The organism is Micromonospora sp. NPDC005979 (assembly GCF_040614415.1).
In the GTDB taxonomy this organism is placed as follows: domain Bacteria; phylum Actinomycetota; class Actinomycetes; order Mycobacteriales; family Micromonosporaceae; genus Micromonospora.
This window is the reverse complement of the sequence record NZ_JBEXUR010000027.1, coordinates 58956-78914: the sequence shown is the minus strand read 5'-3', so window position 1 is coordinate 78914 and position 19959 is coordinate 58956. Positions and strand designations below refer to the sequence as shown.

At 73.5% G+C, this 19959-nt stretch carries 15 protein-coding genes and 1 pseudogene; 10 read left to right on the top strand and 6 right to left on the bottom strand.

The features are described 5' to 3' along the window. Positions 1–102 precede the first annotated feature (102 nt). Positions 103–921 carry a hypothetical protein gene (locus ABZ272_RS30450; protein ID WP_355053376.1) on the bottom strand — a complete coding sequence of 273 codons (819 nt, stop codon included), beginning with the start codon at positions 919–921 and terminating at the stop codon, positions 103–105. A 142-nt stretch (positions 922–1063) separates the two neighbouring features. Between ABZ272_RS30450 and ABZ272_RS30445 the strand changes: the two genes are divergently transcribed. The 3 genes from ABZ272_RS30445 to ABZ272_RS30435 all read left to right on the top strand — a co-directional run bounded on the left by ABZ272_RS30445 (position 1064) and on the right by ABZ272_RS30435 (position 6288). Beyond that, positions 1064–2896: a BTAD domain-containing putative transcriptional regulator gene (locus ABZ272_RS30445; RefSeq protein ID WP_355053375.1), complete on the top strand. Its 1833-nt coding sequence runs from the start codon at positions 1064–1066 to the stop codon at positions 2894–2896. Positions 2897–2952: 56 nt separating this feature from the next. Continuing rightward, the gene (locus ABZ272_RS30440) at positions 2953–5091 is read left to right on the top strand and encodes a DEAD/DEAH box helicase (protein ID WP_355053374.1); all 2139 of its coding nucleotides are present in this window, start codon (positions 2953–2955) and stop codon (positions 5089–5091) included. Positions 5092–5214: 123 nt separating this feature from the next. Beyond that, complete coding sequence (locus ABZ272_RS30435) at positions 5215–6288, top strand: hypothetical protein (protein WP_355053373.1); 1074 nt, start codon at positions 5215–5217, stop codon at positions 6286–6288. Positions 6289–6381: 93 nt separating this feature from the next. Here the strand turns inward: ABZ272_RS30435 and ABZ272_RS30430 are convergent, their stop codons facing one another. Next, positions 6382–6798: a helix-turn-helix domain-containing protein gene (locus ABZ272_RS30430; RefSeq protein ID WP_355053372.1), complete on the bottom strand. Its 417-nt coding sequence runs from the start codon at positions 6796–6798 to the stop codon at positions 6382–6384. A 236-nt stretch (positions 6799–7034) separates the two neighbouring features. Between ABZ272_RS30430 and ABZ272_RS30425 the strand changes: the two genes are divergently transcribed. Then, a complete protein-coding gene (locus ABZ272_RS30425) occupies positions 7035–7475 on the top strand; it encodes a hypothetical protein (RefSeq protein ID WP_355053371.1) in 441 nt (146 codons plus the stop codon). A 30-nt stretch (positions 7476–7505) separates the two neighbouring features. Here the strand turns inward: ABZ272_RS30425 and ABZ272_RS30420 are convergent, their stop codons facing one another. Then, positions 7506–8660 (bottom strand): SAM-dependent methyltransferase, encoded by a 1155-nt coding sequence (locus ABZ272_RS30420; protein WP_355053370.1) that lies wholly within the window; start codon positions 8658–8660, stop codon positions 7506–7508. Positions 8661–8751: 91 nt separating this feature from the next. Continuing rightward, the gene (locus ABZ272_RS30415; protein ID WP_355053369.1) at positions 8752–10437 is read right to left on the bottom strand and encodes a DEAD/DEAH box helicase; all 1686 of its coding nucleotides are present in this window, start codon (positions 10435–10437) and stop codon (positions 8752–8754) included. A 266-nt stretch (positions 10438–10703) separates the two neighbouring features. On the opposite strand from ABZ272_RS30415, the gene ABZ272_RS30410 reads away from it, so the two are divergent. Continuing rightward, complete coding sequence (locus tag ABZ272_RS30410; protein ID WP_355053368.1) at positions 10704–11345, top strand: ferritin-like fold-containing protein; 642 nt, start codon at positions 10704–10706, stop codon at positions 11343–11345. Positions 11346–11426: 81 nt separating this feature from the next. Here ABZ272_RS30410 and ABZ272_RS30405 read toward each other — a convergent pair whose 3' ends face one another. Both ABZ272_RS30405 and ABZ272_RS30400 read right to left on the bottom strand, forming a co-directional pair. Continuing rightward, positions 11427–11654, bottom strand: a complete 228-nt coding sequence (locus ABZ272_RS30405; RefSeq protein WP_030329796.1) for a DUF3107 domain-containing protein — start codon at positions 11652–11654, stop codon at positions 11427–11429. A 61-nt stretch (positions 11655–11715) separates the two neighbouring features. Beyond that, positions 11716–12354 carry a TetR/AcrR family transcriptional regulator gene (locus ABZ272_RS30400; RefSeq protein WP_355053367.1) on the bottom strand — a complete coding sequence of 213 codons (639 nt, stop codon included), beginning with the start codon at positions 12352–12354 and terminating at the stop codon, positions 11716–11718. Positions 12355–13758: 1404 nt separating this feature from the next. On the opposite strand from ABZ272_RS30400, the gene ABZ272_RS30395 reads away from it, so the two are divergent. The 5 genes and pseudogenes from ABZ272_RS30395 (at position 13759) to moeZ (ending at position 19932) form a co-directional block, all read left to right on the top strand. Continuing rightward, a complete protein-coding gene (locus tag ABZ272_RS30395) occupies positions 13759–15906 on the top strand; it encodes a hypothetical protein (protein WP_355053380.1) in 2148 nt (715 codons plus the stop codon). 23 nt (positions 15907–15929) lie between these two features. After that, positions 15930–16904 carry an alpha/beta hydrolase gene (locus ABZ272_RS30390; RefSeq protein ID WP_355053366.1) on the top strand — a complete coding sequence of 325 codons (975 nt, stop codon included), beginning with the start codon at positions 15930–15932 and terminating at the stop codon, positions 16902–16904. 5 nt (positions 16905–16909) lie between these two features. Further along, on the top strand, positions 16910–17749 hold the full coding sequence (locus tag ABZ272_RS30385; protein WP_355053365.1) for a DUF3152 domain-containing protein: 840 nt from the start codon (positions 16910–16912) through the stop codon (positions 17747–17749). A 65-nt stretch (positions 17750–17814) separates the two neighbouring features. Further along, positions 17815–18642, top strand: coding sequence for a DUF3152 domain-containing protein (locus ABZ272_RS30380; RefSeq protein ID WP_355053364.1), 828 nt, complete (start codon positions 17815–17817; stop codon positions 18640–18642). A gap of 41 nt (positions 18643–18683) precedes the next feature. Then, a pseudogene (gene moeZ, locus ABZ272_RS30375) lies at positions 18684–19932 on the top strand (adenylyltransferase/sulfurtransferase MoeZ). Positions 19933–19959 lie beyond the last annotated feature (27 nt).

Genomic DNA, 19959 nt, shown 5'->3' with positions numbered 1-19959 from the left:
GTTCGCGTCAGATTCCGGCCGGATCCTGACGCGAACCTCTTGATCAACAGGGTGGGGAGGGGTGGGGTGGCGGCCCCCCGTGTGGCCGCCGCCCGTTGTGGATCAGCCGTTCAGTAGGTCGTACGCCATTGCCGGTGCCTTCACGGCGGCGGCGCCGGTCGGCGCGGTGATCTTCGGCGCGCTGCCGTAGTCGGCGTACTTGACGACGTAGTCGTACGCCTTGGTCTTACCGGCGGCCGGCATCTTCAGCGTCAGCGACGCCAGGTGCTTGTCGGCACCGACCACGGCCGTGAACGGCACCTTCTTGCCCGCCTCGCCGAGGGCCGCCGCCTCGCCGTCCTCCAGTGCCTTCGCCGCCTCCCCGGCGCTCACGTCGATGAAACCGACGTACTGGCCGGGGCTCTTCTCCTGCACCTCGGTGGCCGCCTGGATCAGCGGACCCGCGTTGCCCTGGTCCACACCGTCGAACGTCGGGATGCTCGCGGCGTCGGTCAGCTTCGTGCGGTCCAGCTTCATCCACTTGTCGGGGAACTTCGGCAGGCCGGGACGGCCGCTGAACTTCGCCTTCACCCAGTTCTGGTCCTTGATCACCAGGAACGACATCTTCACCACGACGCCGTCGTCCGGCGGCATGACCATGTTGATTTCGAATCCCTCGGACGCCGGGTCGATCCGACCGTCGATCGTGCTCGACGCGTCCTTGCCGCTGAACCGGAACGCCCCCTCGGTGCCGTCCGGGACGGAGGCGAGGAGCGCGTCCTTCGGACTGACGCTCGGGCTGGCGGACGGGCTGTTAGGTGGCGTCGCGGTGGGTTCGCTCTCCGTTGCGCAACCCGCGAGCAGGGTGGTCGCGGCCAGCACGGCGGCGACCGTACCGACCGTCCGTCGGATGGTGCCGGCGGTGCCCGTTGCCTGTGTCATCGCTTGTCTCTTTCTCGCTGCGTGGCTTCTGCCGACGAGGATGCTGCCGGCCGGCACGGCGGTTCGGCTGCCGATATGCTGCCGTCCGGCTGCCGGGCACTGCCGTCCGGCGGTCCCGGGGGTGTCAGGAGCGAGAACGCGCATGTCAGGCCAACTGCGTTTCGAGATTCTCGGGCCTCAGCGGGCCTGGTACGCCGAGCGGGAGATCGACCTCGGTCCGGCCAAGCAGCGGGCGGTGCTCGCCGTACTGCTGCTCGCCGCCGGCCGCCCGGTGTCCACCGGGCAGATCGTCGACGCGGTCTGGCCGGAGGACCCGCCCGCGAACGGTCCCAACGTCGTGCAGAAGTACGTGGCCGGACTGCGCCGGGTGCTGGAACCGGACCGGTCTCCCCGTACGCCGGGACAGGTGCTCAGCCTGACCGACGCCGGCTATTCGCTGCGGGTGGACCCCCAGGCGGTCGACGCGGTCCGCTTCGAACGGGGCGTGCAGGCCGCCCGCCAGCGACACACGACCGGGCGTACGGACGAGGCGCTGGCCGAACTGGCCGCCGCCCTGGACCTGTGGCAGGGCGAGCCGTTCACCGGCTTCGCCGGGCCGATCTTCGAGGCGGCCCGGCAGCGGCTGGTGGAGTTACGGGCCGTGGCGTTGGAGACCCGGTCCGAGTTGACGCTGGACCTCGGACGGCACCGCGAGACGATCGGTGAGCTGGTGGAGTTGGTGGCCGAGTTCCCCGTCCGGGAACGGCTGAGACACCAACTCGTGCTCGCGCTGTATCGCAGCGGGCGGCAGGCGGAGGCGCTCGCCGCCTACCGGGAGTTCGGCGACCTGCTCCGCGAGGAGTACGGCATCGAGCCGGGCGAGGCGTTGCAGGAACTGCACCGGCGGATCCTGCGCTCCGACCCGACCCTGGCGGCGACCCCACACACCGCCGAACCTCAGGCGCAGCGCCCCGCCGAACCAGAGGTGCAGCGCACCCCCGCACCGGGGCCGCAGCGCACCGTCCAACCACAGGCGCAGCGCATCGCCGCACCGGAGACACCGCAGCCGGCGAACACGGCGCCCGCACCGGAGACACCGCAGCCGGCAACCCCGGTGCGCGGACCGGAGGCTTCGCGGCCGGCGACCACGCTGCCCGGACCGGCAACGTCGGTGGTCGCCCCCGTCGGTCTCTTCCCCTCCCTGCCCGGCCCGGCATCGCCGTCCGCCCTGTCCGTGCCGCCTCCCCCCGCGCTCATGCCCCTGCCACCTCCGGCGGCCCCCACGAAGCCCGCTCGGCGGGAGACGCCGCGCTGGGCGAGCAGGACGGTCACGATCCTCGGGACGGTGCTCGTCCTGCTCTCGTTCGGGTGCCTGACCTGGCTGGTGATCCTGGCCTACGCGGGGTGGCGCCGGAGCTGGCGTCTCGCGGTCGCCGGTCTCGGCTACCTGGCGCTGCTCGTCGTCGAGGTGGTCATGCTCGACGTCGAGAGTCCGGACGCCGAGGTGCCCGGACCGCAGGCCGTGACCTTTCTCGGCCTGGGCCTCATCACCTGGCTCGCCGGGGCGGTGCACGTGGTGCTGCTGAGCCGTGGTCTCTGGGCGGCGATCACCGGACGACCGGACAGCGCCCGGGGTCGCGCCGACGAGGAGCGGCGCATCCGCCGGGAGCACGCCCGCTACCTGCTCTACCACTACCCGGCGGCCCGTGCCGAGTTGGGACTCGGTCGACCCGACCTGCCCGGCACCTTCGACGACGGCGGTCTGGTCGACGTCAACGCGGTCCCGGAGCAGGTGCTCACGACCCTGCCCGGCCTGACGTCCGAGCAGGGCCGGCAGATCGTGGTGGACCGCTGGCTGCGCGGCCCGTACGCCTCGATGGAGGAGTTCGCGTCGCGCTGCCTGCTGCCTCCCAGCGCGACCGAGCCGTTGCGCGATCTGTTGCTCTTCCTGCCCCCGGCGTCCCGGCCCGACGAGGCGCGAACGCGCGGATCGTGACCGGCACCTCCCGCGCGGGCCGGGGTTCTGACGGACGGCGCTGGTAGAAATGCCGGATGGGCGACGAGCGGGTGGCGGTACGGGAGCGGGCCGAGGCGGTGCTGCGTCGGCTGGCCGGTGAGCACGCCCGGCTGCGCGAGGACCAGTGGCGGGCCATCGAGGCGTTGGTCGTCGACCGACGCCGGGTGCTGTGCGTGCAGCGCACCGGTTGGGGCAAGTCGGCGGTCTACTTCGTGGCGACCGCGCTGCTCCGCGCCCGTGAGCAGAGCGGCGGGAGCGGCGAGCACGGCCCGACCGTCATCGTGTCGCCGCTGCTGGCTCTCATGCGCAACCAGGTGGAGGCGGCGGCCCGCGCCGGCATCCGGGCGCGCACGATCAACTCGGCGAACCTCGACGAGTGGGACGAGATCACCGCCGAGATCCAGGCCGGATCGGTGGACGTCCTGTTGATCAGTCCGGAACGCCTCAACAACCCGGATTTCCGCGACGGCGTGCTGCCGAAGCTGGCCGCGACGACCGGTCTGCTGGTGGTCGACGAGGCGCACTGCGTCTCCGACTGGGGGCACGACTTCCGGCCGGACTATCGGCGACTGCGGACGTTCCTCGCCGAGCTGCCCGAGCGCACGCCGGTGCTGGCCACCACGGCCACCGCCAACACGCGGGTCACCCAGGACGTCGCCGAGCAACTGGGCGACGCGCTCGTCCTACGCGGGACGCTGGACCGTGAGTCGCTGCGGCTCGGCGTGCTCGACCTGCCCAGCCCCGCGCACCGGCTGGCGTGGCTCGCCGACCACCTGGACGAGCTGCCCGGCTCCGGCATCGTCTACACGCTGACCGTCGCGGCGGCGGGGGAGACCACCGAGTTCCTCCGCTCGCGGGGCTACCCGGTGGCGTCGTACACCGGCCAGGCCGACGACGCCGACCGGCGCGCCGCCGAACAGGACCTGCTCGACAACAAGATCAAGGCGTTGGTCGCCACCAGCGCGCTCGGCATGGGCTTCGACAAACCCGACCTGGGCTTCGTCGTCCACCTCGGCGCGCCGCCGTCGCCGATCGCGTACTACCAGCAGGTCGGCCGTGCCGGCCGCGCCGTCGAACACGCCGAGGTGCTGCTGCTGCCCGGCGTCGAGGACGCCGCCATCTGGCGCTACTTCGCCTCGCTGGCGTTCCCGCCGGAGCAGCAGGTCCGTGCGGTGCTGGCCGCCCTGCACACCGACCGGCCGCTCTCCACCCAGGCCCTCGAACCCCTCGTCGACCTGCGCCGGGCCCGCCTGGAGCTGATGCTCAAGGTGCTCGACGTGGACGGCGCGGTCCGCCGGGTGCGCGGTGGTTGGCTCGCCACCGGCGAGCCCTGGGTCTACGACGAGGCCCGGTTGCGCCGCGTCGCCGAGGCGCGCACCGTCGAGCAACAGGCCATGCGGGAGTACGCGTCGACGGGCGACTGCCGGATGCGATACCTACGGGAGCGCCTGGACGACACCGGGGCGACCGACTGCGGCCGGTGCGACCGGTGTGCCGGCCCGCTGTTCGACGCGGACGTGTCGACGGCCGCGCTCGCCGCCGCGCAGACGTTCCTGGGCCGGCCCGGCGTGCAGATCGCGCCCAAGAAGCTCTGGCCGACCGGGTTGGACGCGGTGGGCGTACCCCTCAAGGGCCGGATCGCCCCGGCGGACCAGGCGCTGGCCGGCCGCGCGGTCGGCCGCCTCTCCGACCTGGGGTGGGGCGGTCGGCTGCGGGACCTGGTCGGCCCGGAGTCGCCCGACGCGCCGGTCCCCGACGACGTGGCCGGCGCGGTGGTCGAGGTGCTGAAGGCCTGGGCGCACGGCGACGATCCGTGGCCCCGCCGGCCGGTGGCGGTGGTCGCCGTCTCGTCCCGCCGGCGGCCCCGGTTGGTCGGCTCCCTGGCCGAGCGGATCGCCGCCGTGGGCCGGCTGCCGCTGCTCGGCGCGGTCACCGCGACCGGCCCGGACGGCCCCGGCGGGCCGCGCGGCAACAGCGCCCAGCGGGTACGCGCGCTGCACGACGCCTTCTCCGTACCGCCCGAACTGGCCGACGCGCTGGCCGCGCTGGACGGGCCGGTGCTGCTCGTCGACGACCTGGTCGACTCGGGCTGGACGATGGCGATGGTCGCCCGGGAACTCCGGCGGGCCGGCGCTCCCGACGTGCTGCCGCTCGCGCTCGCCGTGGCCGGCTGAGTCGTCCGTGAGCGCCGGTCAACGGCGGCGCGCGGAAAGTTCCCGGGTCGGGCGGATTGCGACGGCCGCCACGCTGCCCCGGCGTCGGCCGGAACCGACCGGGCACGACGGTACGGTGGCGGGATGAGCTGGACGCCGGCGGTGCCTGACCAGGCGGGCGCGTCCCCGTCGGACGCGAGCGCCGTCGCCGCCGACCGAGCGGGCGAGGCGTTGTCGGACGGGTCGGCCGCCACGACCTTCTCGGCTTCGGGTGTTGCCGGTGCGCCCGACCGGAGCACGGTCCGGTTGGCGCTGGTGGTGGGTGGTCTGGTGCTCGCCGTCCTGCTCGGCTTCGGCCTCGGTCGCCTGAACGGCGGCACCAACGACTACGGCGGCACCGGCCTCGGCGGGGGCACCACCGGCGGTACGACGCTGACCCCCGACCACACCCACCCGGCGGGCACCGGTGCTCACGACCACGGCTCCGTCACCGGCGCTGACCAGGGCGTTGCCGCCGAGCCGGGCGGTCTGTCGGTCAGCTCGGGCGGATACACACTGGTGCCACTGGCCACCGAGTTCCCGGCCGGCCGCACCGGGCAACTGCGCTTCGAGGTACGTGACGCGCAACGTCGACCGGTCACCCGCTTCGCCGTCGTACACGACAAGCCGATGCACGTCATCGTGGTACGCCGGGACCTGACCGGCTACCAGCACCTGCACCCGACCATGACGCCGGACGGCATCTGGTCGGTGCCGATGACCCTCCCGCAGCCCGGCGTCTGGCGGGCGTACGCGGACTTCACCGCGGTCGCCGACAACGGCGGCCAGAGCGCCGTGACCCTCGGCGTGGACCTGGTGGTGCCGGGCGCGTACCAGCCGCGTCCGCTGCCCGCGCCGGCGACCTCGACGACGGTTGACGGGTTCACGGTCGGCTACCAGGGCAGCCCGCAGGCCGGGGTGACGGTGCCGCTGACCTTCCGGATCTACGGCCCGAGCGGTGGCGCGGCGCTGGAGCGCTACCTCGGCGCGTACGGGCACCTGGTGGCGCTGCGCGAAGGCGACCTCGGCTATCTGCACGTGCATCCCGAACCGGAGTTGGCCGACGGTCAGGTCAAGTTCTGGCTGACCATCCCCAACCCCGGCCGTTACCGCCTCTACCTGGACTTCCAGGTAGCCACCAAGGTCCACACCGCCGAACTGACCCTAACCATCCCCTAACCACCGCCCTCACTCCGTCGATCATGAAGTTATTGCCACTCGCATCGGCGTGGCGTGGCAAAACTTCATGATCAACGCGGGGGTCGGTGGGGGTTAGCCGGCTCGGCGGGTGGGGCGGCGGGCCAGGTAGCGGAGGAGGTCGCGGATGTGGTGCTTCTCCTCGGCCGGGACGGTGGGGTCGGCCAGCCGGTCCAGGATGGCGCGGACATCGGCGTCGACCGGGCCGTCGTCGCTGCGACGTCGGGGCGTCGGGCCCGCGTCGGGCAGTCCGAGAGCCCGGAACGCGGCCGCCACCGGGAGGTCCAGGGCGGCACAGAAGCCGCGTACCTTCGCCAGTTCCGGATAGTCCTGCCAGTCACCGGCGAGCCAACGGAACACGGTGGAGCGGCCCACGCCCGTGTGTGCGGCGAGATCGGTCACGGTCCACCCGCGCTCTTCACGGGCGTCGTCGATGGCCCGCCGGACGAAGCGGGCGAACGCCATCTGCGGTGTTACGTCTGCGGAACCCATCCGGTATGTCTTTCCCTCCCGGCCGAGCACTGGGAAGATGCGCCTCCGAGCGTAGTACGCCGAGGATCGGAAACCACTGACTGACCGCACAAACTGTCCCACGGATGAGACTCCACCTCGGGCAGTATTCGGACCGGTACCGAGCGATCATCATCGTTCTTCTACTAAGCTCGGTGCCCGTCCCGGCACGGCGCACCCGCCTGCCGCGTTCGCCCGGACCACCGCCGAGGAGCACCATGGCCGAATCGCGCCGTCCGCTGCCGTACCAGCCTGGTGCGGTGAGCCTCTTCTTCGTCGTCAAGGCCGGCGTCTTCGCCGCCGGGTTCTGGGTCTGGTTGCTGGTCCTGGTGCTCCGCACCGACGCGGCGACCGGTGCCCACGTGCTGGCCGCCACCGGCGCGATCACCACCACGCTGGTCGCCGTCGTGCTGGGCGCCCGGATGGCGCTACAGCACAACGCCGCCGTCCGGCACGCCGAGACGAAGAAGCTGCTCGTCGACATCTCCTGGAACGCGTTCACGGCCGCCGGCAACGCCGAGAGCTCGGGGAAGGTGGTGCCCTTCCCGAGCAGCCCGGTCGACGACGACCGCTCGACGCGCAACGGCGGAGACCGGGTGTCGGTCTTCGACCGCACCGGCAGCCGGGACCGGGGCAGCAGCGCCGACCGCCGACGCTGAGACCTCTGCCCGAGGGCTTTTACACACGCCCTAGCCGGCAGACCCCGTATCGCCGGCCAGGAGGACCTCCAGCCGAGGCGTGACCTGCCACTGGTCGACAAGCTCGCGGTACTCGGTGTGCCGGGGGTCGGCGACACCGGTGTGGCGGGCACGGATCAGCAGGTTGCGGGGGGTGTGCTGGGAGTCGACGAACTCCACCACCTCGGCCCGGTAACCGTGCGCCCGCAGCAACCCGGCGCGCAGCGCGTCGGTGAGCACGTCGGCGAAGCGCTCGCGCAGGATGCCCTGCCGGGTCAGCAACTCGTACGGCGCCGGGGTGGGCTGCGCGCGCAGCTGCTTGGCGAGGTCGTGGTGACAGCAGGGCGCGGCGAGTACCCAGCGGGCCTGCCAGCGCACCGCGCGGGCCAGCGCCTCGTCGGTGGCGGTGTCGCAGGCGTGCAGCGCCAGCACCAGGTCGGGGGCGGGTTCGACGACGGCCTCGGCGATCGTGCCGGCGACGAAGCTGACCTTGTCGGCCCAGCCCAGTCGCTGCGCCAGCTCGGTGTTGCGCCGGCGCTGGTCCTCCCGGACGTCCACGCCGACCAGCTCGACATCGAGCCCTCGGCCCGTCAGGTAGCGGTAGGCGGCGAAGGTCAGGTAGGCGTTGCCGCAGCCGAGGTCGACCACCCGCAGCGGACCGGTCAGGTCGTCGGGCAGGGTCGCGGTCAGGGCCCGCAGGAACGCGTCGACCTGGCGGCGTTTCGCCGCCGAGCCGCCGATCTCGGCGAAGATCGGGTCGCCGGGATCGAGCAGGTACTCCTTCGCCCGGTCGTTCCCACCCGGTGTCGTCGCCGGTCGCGCCGTCGCCGCGCGGTGTACCTGCGCCTCGCCGGACTTGGTCACCCGCAGCTGGAGGGTCGCGTCGGCGGTCTCCACGTGCCAGTTGCCGAAGGGCTCGGCCAGGAGCTCGTCGACGGCCGCGTCGGCCTCGGGACCGGGAGCGACATTGCGGGTGTACGGGCGTACCCCGTCGGAGGTGGTGACCTGAAGTCGGGGACCGGCCTTGAGCGTCACCGGCCGCAGTTCGGCCCGCTCGACGGTGGGGCGACGGCCGCGACGGCGTCCGGCGGCGACCGCCCGGGTCAGCGCGGGGTCGAGCAGCAGCGCCCGAACCTCGGTCAGGGCAGCATCCAGTGGTTGCGGCATCGTTCCATCTTCGGCAGGTGGGGTGGGAAGAAGGGAACATCCCCCGCACCGCGCGAGGCGGTGCGGGGGATGTCGGATGGATCTCGCTGGGTCAGTCCGCGGTCGCCTCGGCCGGCGTACCCTCGCCGGAACCGCCACCACGGCGACGTCGGCGGCGGCGCGGCTTGGCGGCCTCGCCCTCGGCGGCGTCGACGGACCCGGCCGGCGCCGCGTCGGCCGCGATCACCGCGGTCGGCTCACCGGTCATCGTCTCGCCGGCCCGACGGCGACGTCGGCGGCGCGGGGTACGGGTGGGCTCGTCGCCAGCGGCGTCCGCGGGTGCTTCGGTGGCTGGCGTGCCGGCGTCGGTGCGGTCGCGGCGACCGTCTCCCCGACCACGGCGCTCGCCCCGGCCCTCGCCGCGACTCTCACCGCGCCGGCCGCCCCGGCCACCGCTGTCGCCCCGGCGCGAGCGGGTGGTGCCACCGAGGTCTTCCTCGATCTCGGCGGACAGCCCGGCGCGGGTCCGCTCGGCCGTGGGCAGCGTGCCGCTGACCTCGGTCGAGATGTGCAGGTCGGTGTAGAGGTGCGGGGAGGTGTGGTACGTCTCCGGCGGCTCGGGCATCTCCAGACCGAGGGTCTTGTCGATGATCCGCCAGCGCGGCATGTCGTCCCAGTCGACGAAGGTCACCGCGACGCCGGTCGCCCCGGCCCGACCGGTACGACCGATGCGGTGGGTGTAGGTGTCCTGATCTTCCGGGCAGTCGTAGTTGATGACGTGGGTGACGCCGGTGACGTCCAGGCCCCGGGCCGCGACGTCGGTGGCGACCAGGATGTCGATCTTGCCGGCGCGGAAGGCCCGCAGGGCCCGCTCCCGGGCGCCCTGGCCGAGGTCACCGTGCACCGCGGCGACCGCGAACCCACGGAAGTCGAGGTCCTCGGCGACCCGGTCGGCGGCCCGCTTGGTACGGGTGAAGATCATGGTGAGCCCACGACCCTCGGCCTGGAGGATGCGCGCCACCACCTCGACCTTGTTCATCGAGTGGGTGCGGTAGACCAGTTGCTGGGTCTGCGGCGACGGCCCAGTCTCGGCGGTGTGCCCGGCGTGGATCGTCATCGGCTGGCGCAGGAAGCGCCGGGACAGGGTGACGATCGGGTCCGGCATGGTCGCCGAGAAGAGCATCGTCTGCCGGTCTTCCGGAAGCATCGCCAGGATCTTCTCGACGTCGTCGAGGAAGCCCAGGTCGAGCATGCGGTCGGCCTCGTCCAGGACGAGCGCGCGTACCCGGTCGAGGCGCAGGTGCTTCTGCTTCTGCAGGTCCATCAGTCGACCGGGCGTGCCGACGAGGATCTCGACGCCCTTGCGCAGCGCGTCGATCTGCGGCTCGTACGCCACGCCGCCGTAGATCGGCAGCACCCGGACGCCCCGCGTCCGGCCGGCGGCGGCCAGGTCCTTGGCGACCTGGATGCCCAGCTCGCGGGTCGGGACGACGACAAGCGCCTGGGGGACGCCGTCGCCACCCTCGCTCGGCGCGAAGACCCGCTCCAGCAGTGGTACGCCGAAGCCGAGGGTCTTGCCGGTGCCGGTGGGCGCCTGGCCGATGAGGTCGACGCCGCGCAGCGCGATCGGAATCGCGTACTCCTGGATGGCGAACGCGCGGGTGATGCCGGCCGCGGCCAGCGCCTCGACGGTTTCGTCGCGGGCGCCGAGGGCGGCGAAGGTGGGTGCCTCCGGTCGGACCGGGGCGGTGGGGGCCAGTTCCTGGCCGTCCATCAGATCTTGAGTCAGCTCGCTCATGTGGATGTGGGGGTGCCCTCTCGTGGGTGCGCCCCGTCATGTCCTCAGGGCGCGGTCGGTATGACGCGGGCCACACGGTCGGGGGGCAGACTGCCGAGCCGGACCGGGCCGCACGCGCACCGCAGGCTGGACTTCGATCAGATCGGCGCCCGCGGCAACTGCTCTATGCTACCCGAACAGGCAAGCTCACGTCCCGATTCCCGGTCGGCCAGCCGCCACGCGGGGGGACTGAATGTGAACTGCGTCACACGCGATAGCCTGCGCTCGTGTCCACCGCCGGTACCGCCGTCCCCGACCTGCTGGGCCTGGTCGCCTTCGGTGAACTGCTCGCCTTCGAACGCATGGCCGCCGACGCGCGACTCGCGCCGGACCTGCGCCGGCGCGTCGAGCTGGACCAGATGGCCGCGGCCGAGATCGACAACTATCGCCGGCTCGCCGACCGGCTTGCCGCGCTCGGTGTGCCGCCGGAGGAGGCGATGGCGCCCTACGTGCGGCCGTTGCAGGCGTACCACGACTCCACCGAGCCGCGGGACTGGGCCGAGGTCGTCACCAAGGCGTATGTGGGCGACGCCATCACCGACGACTTCATCCGGGAGATCGGCCACGCGCTGGACGGACCCGACCGGGCGCTGGTGCTCGACGTGCTGCACGACTCCCGGTACGCGGAATTCGCCGCCGCCGAGATCCGGCTGGCCGTCGCCGACGACCCACGGGTGGCCGGCCGGCTCTCCATGTGGGCCCGGCGACTGGTCGGCGAGGCCCTGTCCCAGGCCGGCCGCGTCGCCGCCGAACGCGCCCCGCTCACCGCACTGATCACGCAGGCCGAGCGGATCGACGTGCCGGAACTCTTCGCGCGGCTCACCGCCGCGCACACCGCGCGAATGGCCGCCGTCGGACTGAACAACTGAGCGCCCCTCGTCGGGCGCGTTCCCGCGGTACCGGCCCGCGGCAGGTGGCGCGACGCCGACCTGCCGCGACGGCCGGACCGGTCAGCGGACGGTGAAACCGACCGCGCGGGGGGACGCCTCGGCGATCTCGACGTAGGCGACCTTCTCGACCGGAACGATGACCCGCCGGCCCTTCTCGTCGGTCAGGGAGAGCGTGCCGCCGTTACCGGCGAAGGCGTCGGTCACGATCTGCTCGATCTCGGCCGGCGACTGCGCGCTGTCCAGAACCAGCTCGCGCGGCGCGTACTGCACGCCGATCTTGACCTCCACTGTGCCTCCTCAACTGGGCGATAACCGCCCTGCGAAGGCTATCCGATCACGGGGGTGGCGGTCAGGCTGACTCACCTTGCAGCGGGAAGCTCGCGATGCCCCGCCACGACAGCGCCGCGACCAGCGCCTCGGCCTCCGCCTTCGGCACCTGTCGGCCGCCGGCCAGCCAGAACTGCGCGGCCGTCTCCGCCGCGCCGACCAGCCCGGAGGCGAGCAACTCGGCGTGCGACCGGCTCACGCCCGTGTCGGAGATGATGGTGTCGGTGATCGCCGCGATGCAGCCCTGCTCGACCCGCTCGACCCGCTGCCGTACCGCCGGGTCGTTACGCAGGTCCGACTCGAAGACGAGGCGGAACGCCTCGCTCTCGTGATCGACGAAGTCGAAGTACGCGCGGACCGACGCGCTGACTCGTTCCTTGTTGTCGCTGGTGCCCCGCATCGCCTCCTGCACCTGAGCGACGATGGCGTCACAGTGGGTGTCCAACAGCGCCAGGTAGAGGTCCATCTTCCCGGGGAAGTGTTGGTAGAGCACCGGCTTGGAGACCCCGGCCCGCTCGGCGATGTCGTCCATCGCCGCAGCGTGGTAGCCCTGCGCGACGAACACCTCCTGGGCGGCCGCGAGCAGCTGCTTACGACGCGCGGAGCGGGGCAGGCGCGTGGGCCTGCCAGCGGTCTGTGCGCCGTTCCCCACAGCCGTCATGGGATCCTCCGAGTTCTTCGTACGAGCCGCCATTTTCCCCCCAGACCGGGGCGGCCCCCGACCGCGTCGTGGAATTGGCCCGCCGCTGTAACTTATCGCCACTCTCCCCACACGGTAGCCTCAGCGAGGGCGACCAAGGAGCGCGCGGTGAGTGAAACAGGGCAACCCGGAGCCGCCACCCCGGGAGAGCACGGTGACGGAGCGGGTCAGCACGACGACCCGGGTCGTTCCGGCAACGGGTGGGCGCCCTCGACGGGCGGGTGGTCACCGTCCGGCGAGAGCGAAGCGGCCGGGGAGCAGGCGCCACGTTGGCAGCCCGACCCCGCGTCCGGCTGGCGCACCACCTCGACGAGACACGGTGACCTGCCCGCGCCTCTGCCCGGGCTGCCCGGTGCCGTCGAGCGGCCGGCCCGGGTCAACGGCCACCATATGAACGGAGTCCACCAGGCCGAGGCCGAGGGTGACGGCGTGGTCGACGGCGCCCATCACGGGGACGCCGAGATCAACGGTGTGGGTGCGTCGTCCGGTCGGCAGACACCGGTCAGCGCGCCACCCGGACGGACCGCCGAAGACCGGCCCGACCTGGGCGCCGGCCGCCTGGCGGTGCCCGCCCAGCGCCCCGCGCCCCCCGCCGACCAGGGGTCGGGGGAGGCCGACAGCGGCAGTGCCCGGCACCTGACCGCCGATCCCACCACGCCGCGTGCCGCCCGCTGGGCCGAACCTGGTGTGCCCGGCACCGCGCCCATCCAGGTGCCGCCGGTCGGCACGGCGGCCTCGGGCTTCGAGGTGCCACCCGGACTCCACGCGCCGACCGGCGACCGCTCGACCGTCGACGACCGGGAGGCCGGGTCGCGCGCCCGGCGCGAAGCGCTCGCGCCGGAGGCGTCGGCCGACTCGGGACGCGGCGACGAGTCCGAACCGGAACGCCCCGCCGCCGACACCCGGCGAGCAGGCGAGCCCTCCTCCGTCGAGCCGGACTGGTCCGGGCCCAGCTGGAACCGCCCGAGCTGGGGCAGCGGCTGGGCGCCACCCTGGTCCCGGCAGGACGGCGATCCGTCCGACCAACCGACGCGGGACGAGTCCGCGTCGGGTTGGGTCGCCGAGCCGAGCGTGCCGTACGAGCCGGTGCGGGCCGAGCCGACGCGTCCGTACGAGCCACTGGCCGCCGAGCCCCCCCGCGCGTACGACATCGCCACCGAGGCGGAGGCGGCCTCCGATCGCGGCCGGCCGTCGCGCCCGTCCTGGGCCGGCGAACGTCCGGCCACGACCCCGGCCAGCGTGCCGCCGGAGGCCCCCCGCTCCGAGCCGACCGAGCGTCCCTCCTGGGCCGGCGGGCCGACGTCCGAGCCGGCCGGTACGCCTGCCGCGCCTCGTCCGTCCTGGGCCGCGCCGATATCGAGCAGCGTGCCGACCGACCCGCCACCCCGCGCGAATGCCCCGGACCCCACCCCGACCAGCGGGCCCGGTGCGCCCGCGCCCGCCGCGTCGCCGGCCGCCGAGCGTCCGTCGTGGGGCGGGGGTGCCGTGCCGACCAGCGGTCCGCCGGCTGCCGAGCGTCCGTCGTGGGGTGGCGGTGCCGTGCCGACCAGCGGTCCGCCGGCCCCCGAGCGTCCGTCCTGGGCCGGGGGTCCCGTGCCGACCAGCGCCGCTCACGAGGTACCGACCAGCGGTCCGCCGGCTGCCGACCGTCCGTCCTGGGCCGGTCCGGCATCGGCCCTCCCGCCGCCGCGCCCCTCCTGGTCCGGCGAGTCGGACCCGGCTCCGACCAGCTTCGGGGCGTCCCGCCCGTCCTGGGCCGGCGCTCAGGCCTCCGACAGCACGCCCGCGCGCCCAACCTGGGCCGGCCCCGCGCCGGTGGACCCGTCGACGCCGGTCGACCCGCCACCGGCGCCCGCCGGCCCACCGGCGACGGTGGTGGACGCGCCGTCGCAGAGCACGCCGTCACCGGCGACGCCCGTCCGTCCGGCGGCCGAGCGTCCGTCATGGGCGGGGAACTCGCCGACACCCCTGGCGAACGCGGCCGCCGAACGACCGGACTGGTCCGAGGGGCGCATCCCGGCGGCCGCGCCGGGCGAGCGTCCGTCCTGGCCGGCCAGCCGGCCCGCGAGCCCTGCCCGTGGGAGCGACGCGGGCGAGTCGGCCAAGCCGGTCCGACCAACCGGGCCGTTCCGGCTCCGGCCGGCCAGCCCCGAGCCACCCGACCCATCGACCGTCGGGCCGGCCCCCACCGCCCCGATGGCAACCGGTCCGGCCTCGGCCACCGCCGGGTCGGGGCGACACGACCGGCCATCCGCGTCCGCCCCTTCCTACGCGGCCCGCCGATCCGCCCCGGAACCGGCGTCGCCGGCCGACGCCACCGCCGGCGGTCGACGCCCCGACACCCCGGCGGTACTGCCGCAGCGCGTCCCCGCGCAACCGGACGTGCCCGTTGTGCCGGAGCCGCCAGCCGTGGAACCACCCGCCGAAACCCCCGAACTCGCGCGCATCGCCACCCACTTGCGCCGTGACGACGAGCCCGCTCCGTTGCGGGAGCGTCCCGAGGGATTCGACGTCAACGCCATCCTGGACGCCGTCCGGGAGGTGGCCGGTGTCCGGGACGCGGCGCTGCGTCGTACCCCGGCGGGTGCGCACAGTCTCCGGCTGGACCTGGCCGACGGTGCGGATCCGGCCGAGGTGAGCCGACAGGTCGCCCGGCTGCTCCAGGAACGGATGGGCCTCGCCGCCGCACCGCAGAACGTGCCCGGCCTGCCCACCACGCCGTCCCCACCGGTGCGCCGCCGGGCCGCCGAGTCGCGACCTGCCGAGCCCCGGTCGGGTGGCGCGAAACCCGCCAACGCGCGACCCGCCGAGGCCCGTCCCGCCGAGCCACGCAACAACGTCGCGGAGACGCGTATCGCCGATGGCGGCAGCTCGACGGCGGCCGCGCCGACGAGCCCCGAGCAGCGGACCGCCCCGGACGCCGCACCCCGGCGGCGCACGGGCGCCCCGCACCGGGGCCGCGCCACGGTCGAGGAGCCCGGCTCGGTCTCGGGTGTGCCCGCCGGTGGAGCCACCGGCAGCCCGGCGACGCTCGGTACGTCGTACTCCGGTGGTCAGGTGACCACGACGGAGTCGGCGCCCTCCCGCCCGCTGGACACCGGCGGCGCGCCGGGGCCGCGCGTGGTCATCGACCACGTGCAGGTCAGCACCTTCGGTCTGGACGCCAATGTGGAGGTACGGCTGCTCGCCGGCGACGGTACCGCCGCCGGGTACGCGACCGGGCCGGCGGTGGACGGTTACGTGCTGCGGCTCTGCGCGGTGGCCGCCGCCGCGGCCGTCGACGAGCTGCTGCGTGGCACCGAGAACGCCGAGCGTGGCCGCTGCTTCGTCGAGCACGCGGCGGTGGTGCCGTTCGGCAACTGCGAGGTGGCGACCGTGGTGGTGCTGCTGGTCTGCGACGGCTGGGTCGAGCAGCTCGCCGGCTCGGCTCTGGTGGCCGGCGATCCGCGGCAGGCGGTGGTCCGAGCCACGCTCGCGGCGGTCAACCGTCGGCTGGAGGCACTGCTGTCCTGAATGGTGCGAGGCAGACTGGAGGGATGAAGCGTGCCACCCTCTGGCCGGACCACCTCCTTCCCGACGCCGGTGTGCCGCCACCGTGGCCGGGCCGGGAGGTTCGCCTCGACGGCCAGGTCACGTACGTGCGGGACACCCCCGCGACGAGGGCGGACGCGGAGCCGGCGCTGTTCGTGCACGGGCTCGGTGGCTCGTCGCAGAACTGGACCGACCTGGCCGGGCTGCTCACCGACCGGTTGGACGGCCAGGCCATCGACCTGCCCGGGTTCGGCCGCAGCGAGCCGGGCCCGCGCTACACGATCCCGGCCTTCGCCGACCTGGTCGTCAGGTGGATCGAGCACTCCGGTCGGGGACCGGTCCACCTGTTCGGCAACTCGCTGGGCGGTGCGGTCTCGGTCCAGGTGGCGGGGCTGCGGCCGGACCTGGTCCGCACCCTCACCCTGATCTCTCCGGCGCTGCCGTTCCTGGACTTCCGGCGGTCGTTACAGGGCCGGATGCTGCCGGTGCTGGCCATTCCGGGGGGTGAGCGGCTGGTCGCCCGGCGGTTGACCCAGCTCGCCCCGGAGGTGATGGCCGAGCAGGTGCTCGAGGCGTGCGTCGCCGATCTGAGCCGGATCTGTGTGCAGCGCCGGGAGGAGGCGTTGGAGGAGATCCGGGTGCGGTACGAGGCGGCGCACTACGCGGCCGCGTACGTCCGGACGTTCCGGGGTCTGGTCTCCAGCTTCCTGCGGGCGTACCTGCCGGGGTCGGGCTCGCTGTGGCGGCTCGCCGGGGCGGTCCGCGCGCCGACGCTCGTGGTGGGAGGTCGGCAGGACCGGCTGGTCGACGTGCGGGTCGCGCCGCAGACCGCCCGGGTCATCCCGGACAGCCGCCTGTTGATGCTCGACGGGGTCGGTCACGTGGCGCAGCTGGAGGTGCCCCGGCTGGTCGCCCGTGCGGTGGTGGGTCTGCTCACCGAAAAGGGGGACGCCGTCCGGCGGTCCGATCTGGCAGGCTGACCGGAATGTTCAGGTCCGCTCACCGTCACCGACGCTTCGCACTGATCGCCCAGTTGGTGGCGGTGGTGCTGGCGATCGGCGCGGCGGTGACCGTGGTCGCCGAGGAGCGGGCCGAGCCGTCCGACCGGTTGACCGCCGAGGAGGCCGCTGCGCAGCCGCTGCCGGCGGGGCCGCAGCCGGCGTCATCTAGTCCGTCGCCGAGCGCCACGGTGGCGGCGTCGCCGAGCGCGCCTCCGGTGCTGCGGATGCCCGGAGCGGTCCCGAGCGCCGGGAGCGGCCGGTTCGACCACGACGACCGCTCCGGCCCGGTCCTGGGCCGCGCGGGTGAGCTGCGTCGCTACCGGGTGGCGGTCGAGTCGGGAAGCGACGAGGACGTGGCCGCGTTCGCGCAGGCCGTGCAGGTGGCGCTCACCGGGCCAGGTAGCTGGGTCGACAGCGGTCGGCTGCGGTTGCAGCAGGTGCCGGGGGACGCTCCCCGGGACTTCACCGTCTACCTGGCGACGGCCCGTACGGCGGGCCGGATGTGCGCCGCGGGTGGCGTCGACATCCGGATCGACGGGCGGCCGTACACCTCCTGCCGCGCGCCCGGTCAGGTGATCGTCAACCTGGACCGGTGGCGGTTGTCGGTGCCGCACTACGTCTCGGCGCGCGTGCCGCTGTCGGTGTACCGGACGTACGTGGTCAACCACGAGGTCGGTCACCAGCTCGGGCACCACCACGAGCGCTGCCCGGGCTCGGGGCGTCCGGCGCCGGTGATGATGCAGCAGACCCTCTTCCTCAACGGGTGCCGGGCCAATCCGTGGCCGTACGTCGACGGTCGGCGCTACACCGGGCCGGCACTCTGAGACGTATTGCGGTAATAGTCGGCAAAAGCGGAGAATTGCCCGAATAATCTGGCAGGCTTGGCGTCATGACGCCGTCGTCCCCTTACGGCCCGCCCGAGCCGCCCGAGCCGCCGGCAGGGTCGGCGTACGAGGGCGCGCGTCCCAGCTTCGTGCGGATGCGCCGTCGCCGACGGCGCGCTCTGCTGCTCGGCGCGCTCGTCCTCGCGACCGCCATCGGCGTGACCGTGGCGCGCGGCGGTGAACCACCGGCCGACGCGCCGCCCATCCCGACACCGGGCGGCATGGGGGTGGGCGGCGGGGAAGCCCATCCGGCGCCCAGCGACTACCCGTCGGTCGGCGCGGGACGGTTCACCGCCGCCCACGGCGAGACCGGGGTGCACGGCGAGGACGGACCGCTGCGCCGGTACCGCGTCGTGGTCGAGCGCGACAGCGGCCAGGACGCCGGCACGTTCGCGGCGCGGGTCGACGAGGTGCTGGCCGACCCGCGCAGCTGGATCGCCTCCGGCGAGCTGCGCGTGCAGCGGGTGGCCGACGCGCGGGCCGCCGACTTCACCATCTACCTCGCCACCCCGGTCACATCGGAGCGGATGTGCGCCGAGGGAGGCCTGACCACCGAGCGCTACACGTCCTGCCGGCTGCCCGGCCGGGTCATCATCAACCTCGCCCGCTGGCAGGAGGCGGTGCCCGACTACGGCGCACCGCTGGAGACGTACCGCACCTACGTGATCAACCACGAGGTCGGCCACGAGCTCGGCGCCGAGCACGAGGCGTGCCCCGCTCCGGGCGAGCCCGCACCGGTGATGCAGCAGCAGACGTACGGGCTGGAGGGCTGTGTGGCCAACGCCTGGCCCTACCTCGACGGCCGTCGCTACGCCGGCAACGCCGTCCCCTGAGTTATTCCCGCTCCCGCATCGCGGACCACGTGTCCTCCCTCATGGCCGAGCGGGGCCCCGGCGAGCAACAATGGCGCGGTTCACACCGCCGATCCCGGGGAGTCCACCGTGTCGTTGCCCCCGCTCGTCGAGCCCGCCGGCGAGCTGACCGTTGACGAGATCCGCCGCTACTCGCGCCACCTGATCATCCCGGACGTCGGGGTGGCCGGGCAGAAGCGGCTGAAGAACGCCCGGGTGCTCTGTGTCGGCGCCGGTGGCCTCGGCTCGCCGGCCCTGTTGTACCTCGCCGCGGCCGGGGTCGGCACGCTCGGCATCATCGACTTCGACACCGTCGACGAGTCGAACCTCCAGCGCCAGGTCATCCACGGCGTGTCCGACGTCGGCCGGTCCAAGGCCGAGTCCGCCGCCGCGTCGATCCGCGAGATCAACCCGCTGGTCAACGTGGAGATCCACAACACCGCGTTGGACCGGGAGAACGTCCGCGAGATCTTCGCCCAGTACGACCTGATCGTCGACGGCACCGACAACTTCGCCACCCGCTACATGGTCAACGACGCCGCGGTGCTGCTCGGCAAGCCGTACGTCTGGGGTTCGATCTACCGGTTCGACGGGCAGGCGTCGGTGTTCTGGGCCGAGCACGGCCCCTGCTACCGCTGCCTCTACCCGGAGCCGCCGCCGCCCGGCATGGTCCCTTCCTGTGCCGAGGGTGGCGTGCTCGGCGTGCTCTGCGCGTCGATCGGGTCGATCCAGGTGAACGAGGCGATCAAGCTGCTCACCGGCATCGGCGAGCCGCTGGTGGGCCGGCTCATGGTCTACGACGCCCTGGAGATGGAGTACCGCAAGATCAAGGTCCGGAAGGACCCGAACTGCGTGCTCTGCGGCGAGAACCCGACCGTCACCGACCTGCTGGAAGACTACGAGGACTTCTGCGGCGCGGTCTCGGTCGAGGCCCAGGAGGCGACGCTCGACTCGACCATCACCGCGCGGGAGCTCAAGGAGTGGCAGGACGCCGGCAAGGACATCTTCCTCGTCGACGTGCGGGAGCCGGCCGAGTACGAGATCGTGCGGATCCCCGGCGCCACCCTGATCCCCAAGGGCGACATCATCTCCGGCGAGGCTCTCGCGAAGCTGCCGCAGGACAAGCAGATCGTGCTGCACTGCAAGTCCGGTGTCCGCTCGGCCGAGGCGCTTGCCGCGCTCAAGGCGGCCGGATTCAAGGACGCCGTCCACGTGCAGGGCGGCGTGCTCTCCTGGATCAAGCAGATCGACCCGTCGCTGCCCGCGTACTGACCGGTGGAGCCGGGGCGGCCCTGTCGT